Source organism: Cyanobacterium stanieri LEGE 03274 (assembly GCF_015207825.1).
Classification (GTDB): domain Bacteria; phylum Cyanobacteriota; class Cyanobacteriia; order Cyanobacteriales; family Cyanobacteriaceae; genus Cyanobacterium; species Cyanobacterium stanieri_B.
The window spans coordinates 24,432-44,776 of record NZ_JADEWC010000011.1 but is presented as its reverse complement, the minus strand read 5'-3'; the positions used below and the strand labels follow the sequence as shown (position 1 = coordinate 44,776).

Here is a 20,345-nt window from a genome sequence, read left to right as displayed (position 1 = left end):
ACTACTAGGATACAATCTATTGATAACGAACTATTGATAACGAATTCTCGGAACATACAGCGCACCTTAGTTATATATTTTAAACTCTAGCTAACTCTTTCCCCACCAGTTGAGAGCAAAGGTAATTTTTTCCTGATTAGCTAATTTAACCATCGTCTTTTCACCATCATTATTAAATAATTTATTAACATCAACTATGAATCGTTGCTCTGAATCAGTGGTAACAATGACAGTTTTATGATCATTAGGCACTAACATAGTAAGCAAATTATCTTCTTTTTGCTTAAAACGGAAACTTTGACTTCCTAAACCTCCCCCTTTACCAGTGCCGAGGGGACGTAAATTATTGACAGGCACTACTTTGCCATAACCCATCTCAGAAATTAATAATACATTCTCACTTTTATCAACCACCGTTGAACCGATAATTTTTTCCCCCAATCTCAATTTTACTGCCATATTACCCTGTGCAGATTTACCCATGATAGACATATTTTCATCATTGATGGTGTGACGCAATAAACGCCCTCCACTGGTGGCGGTAACTAATTCTTGCCCCTGTTGGGCGATGAATAAAGAATAAAGGCTATCTTTTGGTTTTAGCTTAATGAGGGTAAATCCTCGATTACCGATATTATCTAATTCATCTATGGCAATGCGTTTAATAAATCCTCCTGTGGTTAATAACACAAGACTATGATGTTTATTTTCGGGATGAATCGTGATGTAGTTGATGGGTTGATGATTGTCTTTAGTGGCACTATAGGAGATTAATCTTTTGATGATTTGTTTGGTGGGGTGGCGGGGTATATCATCCACACTGAGGGGATAGGCTTTTCCACTGTCAAGGATAACGATAATTTCTTGTTTGTCTTTAATTCGTTGTTGATGGATGATTAAATCAGTGTTTTGCTTAATCATGGGTTGAGATGCGATCGCACTTTGGGGCTGCCAATAAATTTTCCCCTTAGCACTAATTTGCACCATGGCATCATCGGTTAATTCTTGACTGGTAATCAAAGGAAGGGTGGGGCTTTGAGATTTAGTTTTTTTACTAGATGTTTTGGCACTAGGGGGAGTGTTAGTTACGGTAATAATCTTAGTACGACGGTTATCACCAAATTTGCGTTTATAGCTACGTAATTCTTTTTTAAGAGCTTTTAAAAATTCTTTTTTATCATCCAATAATTCTTTTAGTTGATTAATACGAGTTTCCAAATCGTCATATTCCTGCTCAATTTTCTGTCTTTCTAACCCTGTAAGACGACGCAGGGGCATGGCAAGAATTGAATTTGCTTGGGCTTCGTTAATCTCAAGGGCAGATTTAAGGGTAGTTTTGGCGGTAGTGCCATCGGGGGCATGACGTAAAATATCAATGACGGTATCTAAGTTATCTAAGGCTTTGATTAACCCGGCCAAAAGATTGGTTTTATCCTGTTTATCTTCTAATTCGTAGTTATATTGCCTGGTGAGGGTTTCTTCTCTAAACTGTAAAAATTCTTGTAATACTTCCTTTAAGGATAATTGACAGGGTTTATTATTGACTAAACCTAGCAAAATTACCCCAAAATTACTTTGCAGTGCTGTTTGTCGATACAGTTGATTAAGAATTAGTTGAGGGTTACCATCTCTTTTTAATTCTATCACCACACGGATGCCAGTGCGATCGCTCTCATCCCGTATATCGGCAATGTCGTTTATCTTGCCCTGATTAACTAAATCTGCTACCTTTTCAATCCATCCCGCTTTATTTACCTGAAAGGGTAACTCAGTAACGATAATGGCAGTTTTGGAGCGACTGCGTTTTTTCTGGGGTTTTAACTCTTCGATGGTAGCCACCCCCCGCACGGGAATAATACCTTTACCTGTCAAATAAGCATCTCTGATGCCTTTACCGTCAATAATTTCTCCCCCCGTGGGAAAATCAGGCCCAGGAATTAATTTCATCAGTTTTTCATCGCTGATGTCTGGTTGATCAATTAAAGCAATTAAACCATCTACAATTTCATTAAGATTATGGGGTGGAATATTGGTTGCCATGCCCACGGCGATACCTGAACAACCATTGAGGAGCAAAATGGGCAGTTTTGCGGGTAAAACAACGGGTTCTTGCTGAGAATTATCAAAATTGGCACTAAAGTCCACCGTAGATTCATTTACTTCCTCTAGCATGGTTTCAAAGGCGATCGCCCCCAACCTCGTCTCAGTGTAACGCATAGCAGCAGCAGGATCATTATCCACACTACCAAAATTCCCATGACCTGCCAAGAGGGGATAACGACTAGAAAAGTCCTGTACCAACCGTACCATGGCATCATACACCGCCTGATCACCATGGGGATGATATTTTCCCAACACATCCCCCACAACCCTTGCACACTTACGAAAAGGGCGATCGGGGCTTAATCCTAACTCATACATCGCATACAAAATCCGCCGATGCACAGGTTTTAAACCATCTCGCACATCAGGCAAAGCCCTTCCCACAATCACACTCATGGCATATTCCAAATATGAGCGCTCCATTTCTGTATGTAGTGCCGTGGAAATAATTTGACCTTGATTCAGTAAGTTTAATTGTTCAACCATGAGTATTATTGCTCAGTTAGTACGCTATGAGTGTAATATGACTATTTTTTAGAGATTAGCAAACAAATTGCAAATTATACACTTTTTCTCAAAAACAAATAAAAACATCGCCCATAAAACCATGTAAAAAAACCATTACTTTTAATATTTTGTCACCCGTCATAACACGTAATAAATACTGCCGTAAAATATCCTTGAAATTATTTAAAATTTACCAAAATTACAATATAGCAACAAAAAAAACACGTATAAACACTTATAAATAATCATTATTTTTCTCCACCTAGAAACATAATAAAATTGCTATATATATTCCCAAATCTAAAAAAAATATAAATAAATTCTCTTTTTTGTGGATACTTAAACACTTAATAAATTATACTTAAGTATATTGGTGATTACCCCCATTAATATCCGTAGTCGTTTCCCCTATCTCTTACCAACAGATAATTCCAATAATTCTATGAAAAAATATTGTTCACCGTTAAATAATTTCTTACCCCTGATTTTTCCCCTAGGATTATTGATTACCGTGGGGGTTTTTTCTAAACCTGTTTCCGCCGCTTCCTTAGTAACAATTGGACATTTTTTCCCAGGGAAAAATACCTGCGGTACATTTTTATGCGATGTTGGACAACAGCTTAATCCTGTGGAAGAAATTGCTCCTTTAATCATTAAAGCTGATGGCAATGTTACTAATATAAATAATAATTGGACTTTAGAAAACAATGATTTATCTTCCCTTGTCGATCTCGAAAATGATTTTTTAATTAGAGGTAGTACTATAGAAGGTAACATCAATAAACGTGGTAAAAATATTGTTGGTAATGATGAGGATAGTAGTAATGGAAATTTTACCTATCAAGGAGATGATTTAGAAATTAAATATTGGGCGGCTAAAGGGGGAAATCAGTTTACTTTGTTATGGCAAGTGGAAACAACTCAAAGGAATATAGGGGGGGCTTGTAGTGATGCCACAAATTTTTATACTTCTCAATGTTTAAGAGCAGCCGTTGCTCTAAATCCTTTTCAGTCTGTGATTTGGACAACAACCCCCATCAATGAGCTTGATATATCTAATTCTCCCAACAAGTCTATAACCAAGGGAAATGCTTTATCTAATTTTATCCTTTACGGTGGAGTAAGTCAGAAAGATGACGAGCCCAAAGAAATTCCTGAACCGAATCTCGTTACTTCCTGTTTTTTACTATTTGGTTTAGTTAGTACATGGAAAATATGGGCTAAACGTAGTTTAAATGCCGTTCAAAAGGGCTAACAGTCACTTGTTTGATTCAAAACTGAGAGAAAATAAGTGAAATATTAAAAAATGTAACGAAAATAATCATTAGATAAAAAAAGACCTTAGAAATCAATCAGGATAAAGCAATAATCAATTCATATAGCATAGTTTTCAAGAAAAGTTGTAACGAAATATTGCAAAAACCTTCATTTCCATTTTAGTTATCTTATACTAACAATATAGAAAAAATATCTATTGCTTCCAAATCTTCGTGACTAGGGAGGGAAATAGATTTAGATAAAATCTTTGTTGTCTTTAATAAATAGAAGGAGTACCATATAATGCAAATATCCCATCGAGACGGTTGGCAGGGTAACTACTTAGTGGCGATCGCCAAAAACTTCCTACTATGGACATTAACCCTTACAGTATGTTTTTTAGTGGTAGGATTTCCCGTGGTAGTAATTTTAATGACCTTGGGAGTATTAGGAGCGATCATCCTACAGTCAATTTTACCAGCGAGCGCCATTCTAGTGGTATCAGGCAGTATATTAGGCTCTACGGCGGTAGCGATTTTAGTTAGTTCCTTACTCTTAACCTTAAAAGGAATTGATCCCCATGATGTAAAATGGCTTGGTTGGTTACATGATCACGAAGCAAAACAGCAAATACTACCCTTATATGCTTCTTGCCCCCTCACTTGTGATATTAACCATATTTAGTCTCCCTCAAGAGTAAGTTTGTAAATATTTCATGATGATTAGAAAGCTAAACCCGACTATCCATCGGGTTTTTTTCATGGACGATTATCAAAACGGGACTGGGCGGAATCGAACCACCGGCCCAGTGCTTAGGAGGCACTTGCTCTATCCTACTGAGCTACAGCCCCAATCTAAAGTTATATTGTACCGTAAATTATCTTCTGTGCCAAAAATTCACCCTCGATAGAGTAGTGATTTAAGAAAAAATTGCGGTAAAACCATCATTCTTTTCCAGCGCCAAGGCTCTTGATAAAGACGATATAACCACTCTAAATTGTTATCGCAAAAGAATTTTGGAGCTCTTTGTTTAACCCCACCCCAAATGTCGAAACTACCTCCTACCCCAATCCAAACAGCATGGGGGGCAAGGTGACGGTGTTTAGCTATCCATTCTTCTTGGCGTGGCACTCCTAAACCTACTAAAATTAGTTTAGGTTGGACTTGTTTAATTGTTTCGTACCATGCTGATAAATCGGGTTCTGTTAAAAAACCGTGGTTGTTGATAATATTGATATTAGGTATGGTGGAGCGAAATTTTGTAGCGGCTCGATCCGTTACCCCAGGGGAAGCACCGTAAAAACAAATGGGATAATTTTCCCCCCGTTGTCCCAATGTTTTAACTAAAGATTCTGCTAACTCGATTCCCGCCACTCTTTTTTGTGATTGTCCCCTTTGCTTGAGATAAATTACTACTCCCGAGCCGTCAGGCACCACCAAATCAGCTTTCTGGATATATTCTTTGAGGGCTTTATTCTTTTGCGCCATCATCGCCATTTCCGAATTCATGGTGATAACATGGGTTCCCATATGGTTATAAATGCGATCGCACAGCCACCCCAGATAATCATCACTCAAATGAATAGGCAAATCAAAAACAGAAAAAGTTTTCATCAAATTTTCACAGCAAAAATCAACAAACCTTAAGATATTATCGCAAAATTAATTATCAAAATACCAAAATCACAAAACAAGATTTTCACCATTCAAGATAATAGAAAAAAAATCATAATTAAGTTAAACTAGAAAAGTTGCAAAATTCACATATCTAGGATGTCGGGTGTTTCTGACAGAGAAATTTTAATCGCCTAGATAGAGGATAAACCCGAATAAAGGAGAAAATCAAATGCCAGTAGTTAGCTTAAAAGAGCTATTAGACTCTGGTGTTCACTTTGGACACCAAACCCGCCGTTGGAATCCCAAGATGTCTCAGTACATCTACACCGCCAGAAATGGGGTTCATATCATTGACCTAGTACAAACCGCCCAATTAATGGACGAGGCTTATAACTACGTCAAAAAAGCCGCTGAAAGTGGTAAAAAAGTATTATTTGTTGGTACTAAGCGTCAAGCCGCCGGTATCATCGCCCAAGAAGCCTCCCGTTGTGGTGCATTCTACATTAACCAACGTTGGTTAGGGGGAATGCTAACTAACTGGGAAACCATTAAAGCCCGTGTTGCTCACCTCAAAGACTTAGAAGCCCTCGAAGAAAGTGGAGCTTTAGACAGAAGACCTAAAAAAGAAGCCTCTGTGTTACGTCGTGAGTTAACCAAACTCAGAAAATACCTCGGTGGTATCAAAGACATGAACAGAATTCCTGATCTTGTTATCATCGTTGATATTCGTCGTGAGCATAATGCCATTAAGGAATGTCAAAAACTTAATCTTCCCGTGGTATCTATGTTAGACACTAACTGTAACCCTGAGTTAGTTGATTTACCTATCCCCGCCAATGATGATGCTATTCGCTCGATCAAATTAATTGTCGGTAAATTAGCTGACGCTATTTATGAAGGACGTTACGGTAAAGCCGTGGCCGATGGCACTGTAGATGAGTTTCTTGAGTCTGTAGAAACCGTTGAAGATCAAGATTATGATGATGACGATTACTCTGACACCGAAGATGGTGGCGAAGAGGAGTAATTTTTCTTGATTGACAACTGAACCGTTGACAATGTAACTTTTACTTACTGTTGATCGTGTCTATAACTTAGATACTTTTAATGGTGAGTAAAATTTGTTTTTGATTTCCGTTATGTGTTGAAAAAACAAATCCTGTTTCCAGAAAAACTAAAAGCATGGGACTCGATTTGTGTAATGATTATTTAAGATAATTTTTAAGATTTAATACAAATTAAAGTAGTTAATTATGGCAGAAATATCAGCAAAGCAAGTAAAAGAGCTTAGAGATAAAACCAATGCAGGGATGATGGACTGCAAAAAAGCCTTAAAAGAAAGTGATGGCGACATGGCAAAGGCCATGGAGTGGTTACGTCAAAAGGGTATTACCTCCGCTGAGAAAAAAGCTGGTAGAGTTGCCGCCGAAGGTATTGTAGAAAGCTATATCCACACTGGTGGACGTATTGGCGTAATTGTGGAAGTTAACTGCGAAACTGATTTCGTAGCTAGAAGGGAAGATTTCCAAACCCTTGCTAAAAATATTGCGATGCAAATTGCAGCTTGTCCTAACGTGGAATATATTAAGGTTGCTGATATTCCTCAAGAAATTGTGGATGAGGAAAAAGCCATCGAAATGGGCCGTGATGATTTAGGTAATAAGCCCGATAACATTAAGGAAAAAATTGTAGAAGGTAGAATCCAAAAACGTTTGGGCGAAATGTGTTTACTTTCTCAGCCTTATGTAAGGGATCAAAGTATTACCGTTGAGGAGTTAATTACTCAGCAAGTAGCGACTATTGGGGAAAATATTCAAGTCCGTCGTTTTGCTCGTTTTATTTTAGGTGAAGGTATCGAGAAGGAAGAAACTAATTTCGCTGAAGAAGTTGCCGCTCAAACAGGTGGCGCTATCTAGCTAGGTTTTTGGTTTGTGGTTGAAAACTTGATAATTTTTTCCCCCTTTGCCTGATGGTTACTCCCTTTTGGGGAGGGAGGGGGATTTTAATTGTCTATTGTTGTTTATCGATGTAGAGTATGGGTTGTTATGGCTAAGTCAATCAAACAGTTACGCAGTGATTTGGCGGTGTTGGATACTGAGGTTAGGTTATTGGCTGGGGAGTTGTATGGTTTATATCAATTGTATGTGGAACATTTTTTCCCTGTGTTGGGAAAACAGTTGGTGTTGGCTAGTTATCAAATATGTACTCAAAAGTATCCTGATTGTTTTTTGGCTTTGAGTTATCAGCAAAAGGTTGATTTACAGCGAAAAATTAAGGATTTGGGTGGAGATTTTTTGGTGAGGTTATCTGGTTATTTGGCAGAAATTGATATTCCTGATGATCAGCTTTTTAATGATTTCCCTCGGTTTTTAACGGGGGTTACTCCTGAGGAGATTAATAATTTGGAAGCTAGTATTGAGGGGTTGAATTCGGAAGAAAGTCTTTTTTCTGATGTTTTAAATCCTGATGATATTTTACATTTTTATGGGGAAATTGAGGATTGTTTGGGAGAGGTTTTAACGGATATTTCTGCGGGGGGTAATGATTTATTGAAGGAGTATAATATTCTTCCTGCCCAAATTCCTGCTAAGGTGTTGGAAATGGCTCTGAAGACGAAGGATAGTTCTAAGGGTATTGCTGATTCTCCTAATTTGATTAGTTTGGTGGTGGAAAAGGAGGATATTTCTAGTAAAGAGATTAAGGATATTACCCCTGTGGTGGCTATTTGTTTACGGTTGGGGGAAATTGAGTTTGCTGATGTTGGTTTAAGAGGCGATCGCACCAAAATTATTGCCCTCATTGATAAGTTAATGGATTTACAAAAACGTTATCAACGTACTACAAGGTTGTATGCCATCGCACAGGCTCAATCTCAGTGGCGTAGTTGTTGGAGTGATGAAAACTAAAGTAATTGACAATGAACAATGGACAATGGAAAATTAAATGTAGATTATAAAGATTAATTATTCCCATAGAACTGGGATTTATAACGAATAACTAATGGAAATTAATATTAATCATAGTTTCATTTAGTGGTTAATTCAAGCGATATATAAGATTCATGAAAGAAGAAAAACAGAAAAAAATAGTTATTCCTAATTTGATTGTGGGCTTAGGAAACCCTGAGCCTAAATATGACAAAACTAGACATAATATTGGTTTTGAAATAGTTGATTATTTAGCCGATAAATGGGGTTTTAGTTGGCAAAAAAACAACAAGTTTAATGGTTTTTTTTGTGAAGGAATTGCCCCCCATCGTCAAAAGGTAAGACTGCTAAAACCTTTAACTTATATGAATCGCTCAGGGCAGTCAGTAAGAGCGGTAATTGATTGGTATAAGTTGAATCTGGATGATCTTTTAATTGTTTATGATGATATGGATATTCCCCTGGGTAAAATTCGACTAAGGCTCTCTGGCTCAGCAGGGGGTCATAATGGAATGAAATCGATTATCAGTCATGTAGGAGGTCAAAAATTTCCCCGTTGTCGCATTGGCATTGGTAAATCTGAGGGAAAAAAAGAAACCATTGGTCATGTTTTAGGTAAATTTTCTTCCGCTGAAACGCCCATTATAGAAGATTTGATGGGAGTGACTCAAGGGGCGATCGAACTTAGTTTAAAGGATGGCGTAGAAAAGGCGATGAGTCTTTATAATTAAATTTTTACATAGAGGTTAATAATCACTGTCAGCCACACAAATTCCCTTGCACTTAATACCATTGGTGGCTGTCCTTTTGCAATGGGGACAAAGAATCTCTTCCTCCTGCTCATTTTCCTCGTTGGATTGAGGTTCTTGGTTTTTTTGATTATTAATCATATCAATTGTAAAGATTTGTATCTATATCTATACTAAGATAGTCATCCACCAAGACGCAACCAAAAATTTGAATAATTCATGGTAACTAGGAATTAGAAAACTTAGTCCCTAACTCTGATTTATCTTGAACAATTTCAAAAACCTGCCCCATGTTAGTCAATTCAAATAACATTTTAATTTGTTCATTGAGGGACATGAGAAATAAACGTCCATTAGCACTCCGTATGTTTTTGAGAGCCTGAACCAATCCCCCCAAACCAGAGCTATCCATGAAAGTGACTTTTTTAAAATCCACCAGAATATAAATTACCCCATCACCGATTAACTTGTTGATGTCTTGTCGAAATTCATTGGCTTTGACTCCATCAAAAATTCCTTCAGGTCTTAAAACTTTTATTTTAGGTAACATTTTCAATCTATAGACACTCTCTATTGTACATTTTAACTAAAATTGACCGTAAAAATACTTAATTTTTCAGCCCTGTAGTGCCAATTCCTTCGATAAATTGTTTTTGTCCCAAAATAAACAACAAAATCACAGGAATAGTTGCAATAACAACTCCCGCCATTAGCAATGACCAATTACTGGTAAATTGTTCTTGAAAAGAAGCAAGGGCGAGTTGAACAGTTTTTAACTGAGGATTGCTAGTAAAAACTAGGGGTTTAAATAAATCATTCCATTCACCAATAAAGGTAAACAAAAATAAGGTGATAACCGCAGGTTTAGCTAGAGGTAATAGAATATGCCAAATAACTTGTAATCGATTCGCCCCGTCTAACTCTGCGGCTTGTTCTAATTCTAGGGGAATGGTACAAAAATATTGTCTCATTAAAAAAATACCAAATCCATTGGCGGCACTAGGTAAAATTAACGCCCAATAGGTATTAATTAAATGGGCATTTCTGAGGATTAAAAAAATAGGAATTACTAATAGTTGAATAGGAATAACAAGGGTAGCTATGATTAATAATAAAATAAAATTTTTGCCTTGAAATTGTAATCTTGCTAAGGCGTATCCCGCTAAAGCAGAAGTAACAATTTGTGAAAAGGTAACGGCGATCGCCACTAGCCCCGAATTAAAAAAAGCTAAGACAAAATCTCCCATCTCCCACGCCTGACGATAAAACTCCCAAGTAAAACCACCACTCTCCCCCCCAGCCGAAAAAGAAGTATATAACACCACAAACAGAGGAGATAAAATTAATACCACCCCCACCATCAAAACCATAAAACTAATGATCTTCAAAAATTTATCCATCAAAAACTCCACTACCATTGCCAACAGTCAAAGAAAAAAACACAACTGCTTTTGATATATATCCTAAAATAATTCTGAACATAATCAGCCCTGAATCAACACCAAAACCGTTAAAATGACATATAATCACTGTGGAAAGTCATTTTTAGATGGTAATGTTTTATAAAAAGGGTTTAAATTTGGTTCTAAGTAGTTTAATTTTTAGTTTAGGATGGAGCGGCAACATATCAGCCCAAGAATCCAACAACACCAACGAAATTAATAACACCTCCCATAACACTCGTGAGCAACTATTACGCCCGAGCCAACCCCAAGAAGTACGCATAGATAACTTAACCTCCATAACCCTACAACAAGCCATTGATATAGCCCTAGAAAACAATAGAGACTTACAAAGGGTAAACTTAGAATTACAAAGATCGAGAGAATCCCTCCGAGCCGCCCAAGCCCAAAAAAGAGTATTCGTAGATGGTACTGCCGACATCACAGAAACAGGCAACCCTAGCCAAGATTTTTTAGGGAATACCAACACCTTTGGAGCAGGAGCAGGAGTAGAAGTAGGTTATAGACTCTCCACAGGAGGACGTATTACCGCCACTATCAACAGAGCCCAACAAGAAATCAGGGTTAGTGAATTGGAAGTAGATAGAATCACTCAAGACACCATCTTTGACGTTTCCACCGCATATTATCAACTGCAAAACAACGATGCCCAAGTAAATATCGCTCAAGCTGCCGTAGAAGACTTTACCCAAACCCTTCGGGATGCTCAACTTTTAGAAAGAGCAGGTTTAGGAACTCGTTTTGATGTACTACAAGCAGAAGTAGATTTAGCCAACGCTAATCAAGCCCTTACTAGAGCCATGGCAGATCAAAAAAATGCCCGTAGGGAATTAGCCCGAATCATTGGAGTACCCGAAACCGTAGAATATTCCTCCGCTGACGAAGTAGAGGAAAGAGGGGAATGGGATTTATCCCTTGAAGAAAGTATTGTTTTGGCCTATGCCAATAGGGAAGAACTAGATCAAATTTTAGCCCTAAGGGAAATAAATAAACAAGATCGGGAAATCGCCCTTTCCCAAAGAAGACCCCAAGTAAATCTATTTGCTAATTATAATTTTAATACGGCTTTTGCCGATAGTCGTCCCCTAGGCATTACGGGTTATAGTGATAGTTACAACATAGGTGCTAGATTACAATGGCGTTTTGTGGATGGGGGAGAAAGTGCAGCTAATGCCCAACAAGAGGAAATTTCTGCCACCATCGAGGAAAGTAATTTTGACGATCGCAAAAGTGCTATTAGATTAGAGGTAGAAACAGCTTTCAATGATTTGATGGCCAATAAAGATAATATCGCTACCACCGAACAAGCTGCCATCACCGCCACAGAAAGCCTCAGGTTAGCTCGGTTACGTTTTCAAGCGGGGGTGGGTACGCAAACGGACGTTATTAATGCTCAGAGGGCTTTAACGGAGGCTAGGGGCAACTTTTTACAAGCTATTATCGGTTATAACCAATCCCTCAATCGTTTACAAAGGGCAGTGGGGGAATATGATTTGGATGGTGATGGGGAAATAGGGGAATAGGAAAATGGGGGATATTCAATAATTTCCCCTAACCTTTTACTCCGCTACTAGCGTCACTGGGAATGATATATTTTTGTAGGAAAAGGAATAGTATCATCACAGGGGCAATGGAAATAATTGAACCCGCAGCAATTAAGCGCCAATTGAGATCTAAAGAACTGGCTAAAGTGGCTACTCCTAAGGGTAAAGTATAGTAGGCAGGACGATCTAAGACAATGAGGGGCCATAAAAAATCACTCCAAGCACCAATGAAAACGAAGATAGCAAGGGTGACGGTAGCAGGGCGAATGGCTGGTAACATGATGTGCCACCAGATACCTAATTCACTACAACCATCAATTCGGGAGGCTTCTTCTAATTCTTTCGGCACTCCTTCAAAGGCTTGTTTTAAAAGAAAAATGCCAAATGCTGAGGCGAGATTGGGTAGGATAACTCCTAGGTAACTGTTTCTTAGACCGAAGTTGACGGTTAATATATATAGGGGAATCATCACGATTTGGAAAGGTATCATGATGGTTGCTACGATGAGAATAAAAATGATTTTTTTTCCTCGAAAATCTAGTCTTGCTAGGGGATAGGCTGCCAAGGAACAAAATAAAAGGTTAAAGGTTACTGTTAAAATGGCTACTATTATGCTGTTTAAAAGATAGGTTTCAAAGGGGTAGTTTTGCCATACTGAGATAAAGTTTTCGAGGGTGAATTGCTCGGGAATAAAGTTAGGGGGGAAACTAAAAATATCTTCCCCTGCCGATTTGAATGATGTTCCTAGTAACCACAGAAGGGGAAAGAGCATTGCGATCGCAATTACACTTAATATTAAATAATAAATAGTAATTTTAAATGGATTTTTCATTGGTGATTAAAGTTTATTTTTTTATTATAGAAGTTTTAAAAATAACTATTAAAAATAATGCTCTTTTTTATCTCTTATTTATTAATAACAAATATTTATAAAGATAACCCATGGAAACGGAATAAACAAAGTCATAAAAATTATAGTCCATTGTGGTTTTGATGACCATAACTAACCATCTTGAGTAAAACATAAATAATTAATCGTTAATCAAATTGATAACTCCATCAATGGCTTACCCTCTCGAAACTATTTGCCATAGTGATTGTTGCTAAGGGCGATCGCCCCTATCCTCAAAATAGAACATAGCAATATATATTTATTACTACAATAAGTTTACCCCCATAGACTAATCACCATCATAAAAAAAAATCAAATCCAATTATAAATAAAATAACTCAAGAAACATAAAACAAATATTAAAAATTCAGTAAATTTTGACTCAAAACAATAAATGTGAGGTAGAAATTAAGTTGGAAAGGATTTTAATTAGGTTGTGAAATTAAACATATGAAATTAAAAAATAAAGTAGCCATAGTAACTGGAGGCTCAAAAGGAATCGGTAAAGGAGTAGCCGAAGTATTTTCCCAAGAAGGAGCAAAAGTCATCATCGTAGCCAACGGAGCAAAAGATGGAGAAGAAGCCGCATCCGCCATCAAAGCCCAAGGGGGAGATGCCACCTTCATCAAATGTGATGTTTCCAACGAAGAAAACGTCAAAGCAGTGGTAGAACAAACCATCTCCATCTATAAACAAATAGACATATTAGTAAACAACGCCGGTATCGGTACATATAAATCAGTCCTTGACTGTACCAGCGAAGAATGGGATCGCTGTTTAGCCGTCAACCTAAAAGGATATTTTCTCTTTTCAAAATATTGCATTCCCCATATGCAAAAAATCGGTAAAGGTGCCATTATCAATATGTCCTCCGTCCATGCCCACGCCTCCGCCAAAGGTACAGCCCCCTATTGTGCCTCCAAAGGAGCAATTACCGCCCTTACCCGTAACATGGCCCTAGATTATGGTCCAGTGATCAGAGTAAATGCGATCGCCCCAGGATGGGTACTCACCCCCCTCATAGAAGACCTATTCAACAGCTATGACGACCCCATCGCCGTCAGAAAAGAAGTAGAAGAACGCCAAGTCATGAAACGTATCGGCACCCCAGAAGACATCGGTCACGCCTGTACCTTCCTCGCCAGTGACCAAGCCTCCTTCATCACAGGAACTCAACTATTTGTGGACGGAGGACTAACCGCCATCCTCGAAGACTGGTAAAAACACTCCATCCATATCAAAAATCCCATAACTCAAATAAAACCCCAGTGAGATTAACCATCAATCTCACTATCTCCAGTCCCAGCCAAAAAGCTAATCAAAACCTAACCATCATATATTTTCTCACCGAAAAAAACTTATCATGTACACCCACGGCAGAAAACAAGACTGTAGAATTACCCTCGACTACACCTACAAAGGAATGCGCGTCGCCTTCCTAGAAAACAATCTAATGAGAATTGGCATTCTCATCGACAAAGGAGGAGACATCTTTGAAATCACCTACAAACCAAAAGATATAGACTTCCTTTGGCAATCCCCCATCGCCATGCGTCCCCCCTTCACCTCCACCAACGCCCTAGCCGAAGGAGCTTACCACGACTACTACTACGGCGGTTGGCAAGAAATACTCCCCTCCGCAGGATGGTCCTCAGAACCCTACAAAGGTACCTATCAAGGACTACACGGAGAAGTTTCCCTCCTCCCCGTATCCGCCCAAATAATCACCGATACCCCAGAATTAGTAACCCTAAAAACCGAAGTAACCCTCTACAGATCCCCCCTCAAACTAGAAAAACACCTATCCCTTAAAAAAGATACAGCCACCCTCTTTATCAAAGAAAAACTAACCAACACCTCCCCCCACGACTTTGAAATAATGTGGGGTCATCATCCCGTGGTTGGAGAACCCTTCCTTGACACCAGTTGCACCGTCCAAGCCCCCGCTAAAAAAATCGAAGTCATGGCCTACCACCCCAACGGATTATGGACCACAGACAAAGAATTTGACTTTCCCCACGCTCAAAATCGCCGTACAGGACAAATGCAAGACGTAACCAAAATCCTCGGCAAAGAATCCAAATCAGTGGACGTACTCTTTTTCAAAGAACTGCAAGAAGGTTGGTACGGCATCAACAATCATAACCTTAACCTAGGTTTAGGAATGGCATGGGATCATAACCTTTTTAAATACCTATGGATGTGGCAAGTATATCAAGGCCATGACGACTATCCTTGGTACGGAAGAACCTATAACCTAGGGCTAGAACCATTTACCAGCTATCCCCCCGCAGGAATCGACACCGCCATCAAAAACGGTAGTTCCCTGAAAATGAAACCCCATCAAATCATCGAAACAAATTTAGTCACCACCGCCTACGAAGCAACACACATCAAAAAAATAACCCTTGATGGTGTCGTTCACCTCTAAAAATATCTCCCAATCATCAACCCACCCTCAAAACAATTATGAAAATAGCAATTATCGGAGCATCCCAAGGAGTTGGGTATAACCTTCTAACTCTAGCCCTAGAAGAAAATCATCAAGTATCCGCCCTACTCAGAAACCCCAGCAAAATAACCATCGAAAACGATAACCTAACGCTGATTCAAGGGGATATTCGAGATCCTGAAGCAGTCCAAGCCATAGTCAAAAATCAAGATGCTATTTGTATTTGTATCGGTATTCCCCCCACCCGAAAACCCGTAGATGTCTTTTCCATCGGTTCAAAAAATGTCCTACAAGCCATGGCATCAGAATCATACCCCCAAAAATTAATCTCCGTCAGTGGCATAGGAGCAGGGGAAACAAAAGGACATGGAGGCTTTTTGTACGATCGCATCTTAAACCCCCTTCTATTAAAAACAATCTACCAAGATAAAGATCGACAAGAAGAAATCATCAAAAAAAGTAACCTAGATTGGTTAATAGTTCGCCCCGGCTTCCTCACCGACGGTGAAAGAACCCAAAAATATCAAATAATTGACGATTTAACAGGGATCAAAGCAGGAAAAATATCCCGTTTAGACGTAGCCGACTTTATCCTAAAACAACTAACAAACCCCACTCACTTTCACAAAACCCCCCTAATAACCTACTAAAATATTTCGTTTTTTAAAGAAAAAATAAAAAAATATTTTGTATTAGAAAAAAGACACTAAAATTTAGTATCAGCATAAATAAAAAGGAATTCAATCATATGAATCCAGAATTGTCTTTGTATGTCAGTAACGTTAACAACACCTTTGGAGTTGGCCCCGTCGTCCTAATTACTCTTGATGAAAACCTAAACATCGCCTCCGCAGGCCCAAACTTTGAAGCAGGTACATTCTATTCAAGCATCTTAGAATACGATGCCACCACGGGACAATTTATCAGAGACTTTGTACCCCAAGGCACAGAAGTAGAATCTGACTTTGGCATATTTGCTCGAGCCTTTGCCCAAAGATTTCAAAATCAAGAATCGATCTTCTTTTCCTCCGGTATCACCTTCAAAGATGGTATTCTCTACGCCAACGATCAAGGCTATCAAGTCAACGCCAACGATCCCGAAAATACCCGATACGGCAGAATCGTAAAATATGACGCCACCACAGGAGAATTTTTAGGAGAATTTATTTCTGGCTTTGACCTTACCGCCAATGGCTTAAACTTTCCCGAAGATCTACTATTTGGACCTGATGGCGACCTCTATATCAGTGGACTCGGTGGCGGTGGAGTTCAAAAATTTGACGGGGAAACAGGTGCTTACGAAGCAACAATCATTGAAACCAACCCATTCACCAGCAGAGATTTAATTGCTGCAGGGTTAAATTTTGGTCCCGATGGCAATTTATACATCAGTAGCGTTCTCAACGATAACAGTATCATACGCTATAACCTAGAAAGCGGAGCAGTCGAACAGTTTATCTCTCCAGAATTTGCCCCTCAAATTCCTTCTGGCTCAACCTTTACCCCAGATAACCGACTATTTCTCAATGGCACTTTTGTTAGTCTTGATGGTAGTCCTGTTACCATTCAACAGTTTGATGCTCTTACAGGGCAATCCGAAGGATTTTTTGTCCCTCCCAATAACAACGGGGGTTTAACTTCCGCCTCAAGAATGATTTTTGATGGGGAAGGAAATCTGTATGTTAGCGACTTTAATGGTAGTCAGATTGTTAAATTTGACTCTAGTGGCAACCCCGTAGATGGGGGAATTTTTGTTCCCTCAGGTAGTGGCGGTTTAAATAATCCGGGGGGAATCGGTTTTTCTGATGCTTCTCAATCTATTATGACCTATGATGATGCCCTTTCTCTCCTAGAAACCATCTTCAGCCGTAGTTTAGGAGGTTCTGAGAGTCTCTCACCATCATTAATTCCCGCAGGATTTGATAACTCTTTTGGGGCAGAAACTGCACCCTTAGCAGCTAGTAGTAGTCCTTTTGGTTAATTATCAAACAAATTATGGGTGGGAAATACCCACCCTACATGATTACATTTTGGGGTCAATATTCTAAAAGCAAATTATTTTTGATTAATGTGTAAAATACTATCTCTAATCATCTCCGCTTCATCGGAAGCTAACCAAGAAGTAAATTCTCCTATCTGTTGTGGAGTAATCCAATTGGGTTCGCTATAGGCTTCCATCACCTTGGTTTTTACCATACCCTGAATAATTACTTCATTAATTCTTACCCCACTACCTTTCATTTCTTCCATGACGATTTTTGCCATCATTAATTGTCCTGCGGCAGTGATTCCTACGGGGCTAACATTGGCCAACGGTAATTCAGCCGCAGTCCCCCCTAATAGGGTGTAAGTGCTTCCGGGGTTTTTTGCGAGTAAGGGTAAGAAGGTTTTAGCACAGAGAAAATGAGAAGTTAAATTACTGTTTAAATATTGTTCCCAAGTGGCTAAATCAACTTCTGTTAAAGGTTTATTACCTGTCCACCAACCGCCTAAGGATACTAAAACCCCATCTAGGTGTCCAAATTTCTCGACTATCTCATTTTTTAGTTTTTCTGCCCCTTCTAAAGTTCCGATATTTCCTACCATGGGAATATATTTATCGGTGGCCAAATCTCCAAGGGATTGGGCTAACTTTTCCAATGATTCTTTTCTTCTTGAAGGTACAATTACCGTTGCTCCTTTTTTTAGAAATACGGGAACAACCCCTTCTCCAACATTGCCTGAACCACCAGCAATCAAAATTATTTTATTGTCTAGTTTCCCCATTTTTTTCTCCTTAGTTTTTGATCTATATTATTTATAATTATCGTACAGTTAACTACTTTTTTTTACCTTGAGATCGTGAAAAAAATATTAAGATTAATTTATGATAAATCTCAAGATTGTTATGGTAATATGTTTTTGAGGAAAGGAAATTAAATGATTAAGAAAATAATTTTAAAATACTATGAAATCTAATTTTAAGAGTACCGTTGCTCAGGATATAAAAAGAATACATTTTGTTTTAACTTATGCCATCGATAATAGTATTAAGGTATGTCAAAAAATAAATAATGAAAGTAATTTAAACAAAGAATATAAACAAGGATTTATTAATTATTTAAATAGTTTAGTTAACCTATTCCATTCCCATCATACTGTGGAAGATGATAAAATTTTTCCCTATTTTAAAGAGTCTAAATTTTCTATGCCCTATGAAGATCTAGCGAAACAACATGAAGAATTAATTCCTTTATTGGATAAGTTAGAAGATGCTATTAAAGGTATTAATAATGATTTTGATAATCAACTTAAGGTTAATAATTTAAGGGAAAGTTTAGAAAATATCCAAAGTTTATGGGCGGAACACTATATTTTAGAAGAACAATATTTGAATGATGAGAATGTGGCGAGACTAATTAATCTGGAACAACAAGCACAATTGTGTTTAGAGTTTGGTAAGTATGCAGGACAACATATCAATCCTGATTATTTAGTTATTCCTTTTATTTTATTTAATTTACCTGCCGATGAACGGGAAGTTATGGCGGAAGTTTTCCCCCCTGTTATTACGCAGGAATTAATCCCTAATCAATGGAAGGAACAATGGATTTCTATGAGTCCTTTTTTTCTAATTAATAATTAAGGGGTGAGTTGATGAATAATCAATTTGAGCAAGAGCAACTCATTAAATCTCAAGTGGCTAAATTTGCTGATGCGGTTAATGTGGGTGATAGAGATTTGTTTATGAGTTTATGGCTACCTGAGGGGGTGTGGACACTTAATCCCCCCATGGATATGGTGGTAACAGGAAAAGAAAATATAGGTAATCTTTTTACTGAATTATTGGATAATTGGGAATTTTTTGTGCAAATGGTACATACAGGGGTTATTGAAATTAAAGGACAAGAGGCGATCGCCCGTTGGTGCATGAGCGAAATAGGCAGAAGCCATCAAGGAAAAGGGTTTCAAAACTATGGAATTTACCAAGATAAATTAGTTTATCAAGATAATCAATGGTTATTTAGTCAAAGAATTTACCATTTTTCATACATAGAAGAACCACAACTTTCGGGCAACGCCTTTAAATTACCCAAAAACTTCTAAGTAGTAAAAGCCTCTATACCTTGAACCGTATCCATAAAATCTCGCATCCCCTTAATCTTACCATTTTCCACCGTCCACACTGCCACTAAATCATTTTCATATTCCTTCCCCGTAGGAATAGCAACCCCCTTCATCTTGCCAATAACTATCACCTTATCTTTATCGGCAAGAAATTCCTGTAAATCAAAACCCTTAACCTTAACTGTATCGTGCATTACCTGAAAAAACTTCTTCACTTCCCCCTTTCCACTCCATACACCACCAAAAGGAACAATTTCCCGAGGGTGAGGCATATCCCATTGTGCATCATCAGTGAGCATACTTAACACCGTGGGAATATCCCCTTTTCCTAAAGCCGCATAAAAACTTTTGACAACTTCTAGGTTTTGATTTTTATCTATATTAGTCATAGTAAGTAATTTCGTTAAATTGTAAGCAAGACTTTAAATATTTCTAAAAGATAACACAAAAAATAGGTAGTATTTTCACATTAATCCTTAAATCAAAAATAAAGAAATAATAATCAGCGCCCTTAACCCCTTATAAACAAAATAAGATAAATGATCAAATTTAAGATATGATTATAGATTGATAAATAAATAATATCTTATGGTCAGCATTCCCTACAATATTCGTCCAAAAGATTGACCATAATCCATAATCAATAAAAGTTTAAGGTGTTAACCAGTAAATTAAAATCCTATATAAATACCAAGGGAAAGTCCCTTACAATCACAACTAACACCAA

21 protein-coding genes and 1 tRNA gene are annotated in these 20,345 nt (G+C 38.0%); 13 read left to right on the top strand and 9 right to left on the bottom strand.

Translation table 11 applies throughout. The features are described from left to right. Positions 1–90 precede the first annotated feature (90 nt). Entirely contained in the window at positions 91–2,589 is a 2,499-nt protein-coding gene (locus tag IQ215_RS06690) for a DNA gyrase/topoisomerase IV subunit A (RefSeq protein WP_193800540.1), read from the bottom strand. Positions 2,590–2,983: 394 nt separating this feature from the next. Here IQ215_RS06690 and IQ215_RS06685 point away from each other — a divergent pair, with 394 nt between their 5' ends. Together IQ215_RS06685 and IQ215_RS06680 are read left to right on the top strand one after the other, a co-directional pair. Next, complete coding sequence (locus tag IQ215_RS06685) at positions 2,984–3,865, top strand: hypothetical protein (RefSeq protein WP_193800539.1); 882 nt, start codon at positions 2,984–2,986, stop codon at positions 3,863–3,865. A 305-nt stretch (positions 3,866–4,170) separates the two neighbouring features. Next, positions 4,171–4,551 carry a hypothetical protein gene (locus IQ215_RS06680; RefSeq protein WP_193800538.1) on the top strand — a complete coding sequence of 127 codons (381 nt, stop codon included), beginning with the start codon at positions 4,171–4,173 and terminating at the stop codon, positions 4,549–4,551. Positions 4,552–4,644: 93 nt separating this feature from the next. On the opposite strand, the gene IQ215_RS06675 is transcribed toward IQ215_RS06680, so the two are convergent. Together IQ215_RS06675 and IQ215_RS06670 are read right to left on the bottom strand one after the other, a co-directional pair. Continuing rightward, a tRNA-Arg gene (locus tag IQ215_RS06675) sits at positions 4,645–4,718 on the bottom strand. Between the two features lie 46 nt (positions 4,719–4,764). Next, positions 4,765–5,481 (bottom strand): WecB/TagA/CpsF family glycosyltransferase, encoded by a 717-nt coding sequence (locus IQ215_RS06670; protein WP_431355524.1) that lies wholly within the window; start codon positions 5,479–5,481, stop codon positions 4,765–4,767. Between the two features lie 232 nt (positions 5,482–5,713). On the opposite strand from IQ215_RS06670, the gene rpsB reads away from it, so the two are divergent. The 4 genes from rpsB (at position 5,714) to pth (ending at position 9,142) form a co-directional block, all read left to right on the top strand. Then, positions 5,714–6,511: a 30S ribosomal protein S2 gene (rpsB, locus tag IQ215_RS06665; RefSeq protein ID WP_193800536.1), complete on the top strand. Its 798-nt coding sequence runs from the start codon at positions 5,714–5,716 to the stop codon at positions 6,509–6,511. 226 nt (positions 6,512–6,737) lie between these two features. After that, a complete protein-coding gene (tsf, locus tag IQ215_RS06660) occupies positions 6,738–7,400 on the top strand; it encodes a translation elongation factor Ts (protein WP_193800535.1) in 663 nt (220 codons plus the stop codon). Between the two features lie 129 nt (positions 7,401–7,529). Then, entirely contained in the window at positions 7,530–8,390 is an 861-nt protein-coding gene (locus IQ215_RS06655) for a hypothetical protein (RefSeq protein ID WP_193800534.1), read from the top strand. A 155-nt stretch (positions 8,391–8,545) separates the two neighbouring features. Continuing rightward, positions 8,546–9,142 (top strand): aminoacyl-tRNA hydrolase, encoded by a 597-nt coding sequence (pth, locus tag IQ215_RS06650; RefSeq protein WP_193800533.1) that lies wholly within the window; start codon positions 8,546–8,548, stop codon positions 9,140–9,142. Between the two features lie 15 nt (positions 9,143–9,157). On the opposite strand, the gene IQ215_RS06645 is transcribed toward pth, so the two are convergent. The 3 genes from IQ215_RS06645 to IQ215_RS06635 all read right to left on the bottom strand — a co-directional run bounded on the left by IQ215_RS06645 (position 9,158) and on the right by IQ215_RS06635 (position 10,560). Next, positions 9,158–9,301, bottom strand: a complete 144-nt coding sequence (locus IQ215_RS06645) for a hypothetical protein (RefSeq protein WP_193800532.1) — start codon at positions 9,299–9,301, stop codon at positions 9,158–9,160. Positions 9,302–9,386: 85 nt separating this feature from the next. Next, on the bottom strand, positions 9,387–9,710 hold the full coding sequence (locus IQ215_RS06640) for an STAS domain-containing protein (RefSeq protein ID WP_193800531.1): 324 nt from the start codon (positions 9,708–9,710) through the stop codon (positions 9,387–9,389). 58 nt (positions 9,711–9,768) lie between these two features. Continuing rightward, complete coding sequence (locus tag IQ215_RS06635; protein WP_193800530.1) at positions 9,769–10,560, bottom strand: carbohydrate ABC transporter permease; 792 nt, start codon at positions 10,558–10,560, stop codon at positions 9,769–9,771. 155 nt (positions 10,561–10,715) lie between these two features. On the opposite strand from IQ215_RS06635, the gene IQ215_RS06630 reads away from it, so the two are divergent. Further along, positions 10,716–12,146 (top strand): TolC family protein, encoded by a 1,431-nt coding sequence (locus IQ215_RS06630; protein WP_193800529.1) that lies wholly within the window; start codon positions 10,716–10,718, stop codon positions 12,144–12,146. Between the two features lie 28 nt (positions 12,147–12,174). On the opposite strand, the gene IQ215_RS06625 is transcribed toward IQ215_RS06630, so the two are convergent. Then, positions 12,175–12,999: a carbohydrate ABC transporter permease gene (locus IQ215_RS06625; RefSeq protein ID WP_193800528.1), complete on the bottom strand. Its 825-nt coding sequence runs from the start codon at positions 12,997–12,999 to the stop codon at positions 12,175–12,177. Positions 13,000–13,509: 510 nt separating this feature from the next. Between IQ215_RS06625 and IQ215_RS06620 the strand changes: the two genes are divergently transcribed. The 4 genes from IQ215_RS06620 (at position 13,510) to IQ215_RS06605 (ending at position 17,492) form a co-directional block, all read left to right on the top strand. Then, complete coding sequence (locus IQ215_RS06620; RefSeq protein WP_193800527.1) at positions 13,510–14,280, top strand: SDR family NAD(P)-dependent oxidoreductase; 771 nt, start codon at positions 13,510–13,512, stop codon at positions 14,278–14,280. A gap of 142 nt (positions 14,281–14,422) precedes the next feature. Beyond that, complete coding sequence (locus IQ215_RS06615; protein WP_193800526.1) at positions 14,423–15,490, top strand: DUF4432 family protein; 1,068 nt, start codon at positions 14,423–14,425, stop codon at positions 15,488–15,490. A gap of 38 nt (positions 15,491–15,528) precedes the next feature. Beyond that, the gene (locus IQ215_RS06610) at positions 15,529–16,161 is read left to right on the top strand and encodes an NAD(P)-dependent oxidoreductase (protein ID WP_193800525.1); all 633 of its coding nucleotides are present in this window, start codon (positions 15,529–15,531) and stop codon (positions 16,159–16,161) included. 98 nt (positions 16,162–16,259) lie between these two features. After that, positions 16,260–17,492 (top strand): Vgb family protein, encoded by a 1,233-nt coding sequence (locus tag IQ215_RS06605; protein ID WP_193800524.1) that lies wholly within the window; start codon positions 16,260–16,262, stop codon positions 17,490–17,492. Between the two features lie 74 nt (positions 17,493–17,566). Here the strand turns inward: IQ215_RS06605 and IQ215_RS06600 are convergent, their stop codons facing one another. Beyond that, the gene (locus IQ215_RS06600) at positions 17,567–18,277 is read right to left on the bottom strand and encodes an SDR family NAD(P)-dependent oxidoreductase (RefSeq protein ID WP_193800523.1); all 711 of its coding nucleotides are present in this window, start codon (positions 18,275–18,277) and stop codon (positions 17,567–17,569) included. Positions 18,278–18,458: 181 nt separating this feature from the next. Here IQ215_RS06600 and IQ215_RS06595 point away from each other — a divergent pair, with 181 nt between their 5' ends. Both IQ215_RS06595 and IQ215_RS06590 read left to right on the top strand, forming a co-directional pair. After that, on the top strand, positions 18,459–19,136 hold the full coding sequence (locus IQ215_RS06595; protein WP_193800522.1) for a hemerythrin domain-containing protein: 678 nt from the start codon (positions 18,459–18,461) through the stop codon (positions 19,134–19,136). 11 nt (positions 19,137–19,147) lie between these two features. After that, the gene (locus IQ215_RS06590; protein WP_193800521.1) at positions 19,148–19,597 is read left to right on the top strand and encodes a YybH family protein; all 450 of its coding nucleotides are present in this window, start codon (positions 19,148–19,150) and stop codon (positions 19,595–19,597) included. Here IQ215_RS06590 and IQ215_RS06585 read toward each other — a convergent pair. Further along, positions 19,594–20,007, bottom strand: coding sequence for a nuclear transport factor 2 family protein (locus tag IQ215_RS06585; RefSeq protein ID WP_193800520.1), 414 nt, complete (start codon positions 20,005–20,007; stop codon positions 19,594–19,596). The genes IQ215_RS06590 and IQ215_RS06585 overlap by 4 nt on opposite strands. Positions 20,008–20,345 lie beyond the last annotated feature (338 nt).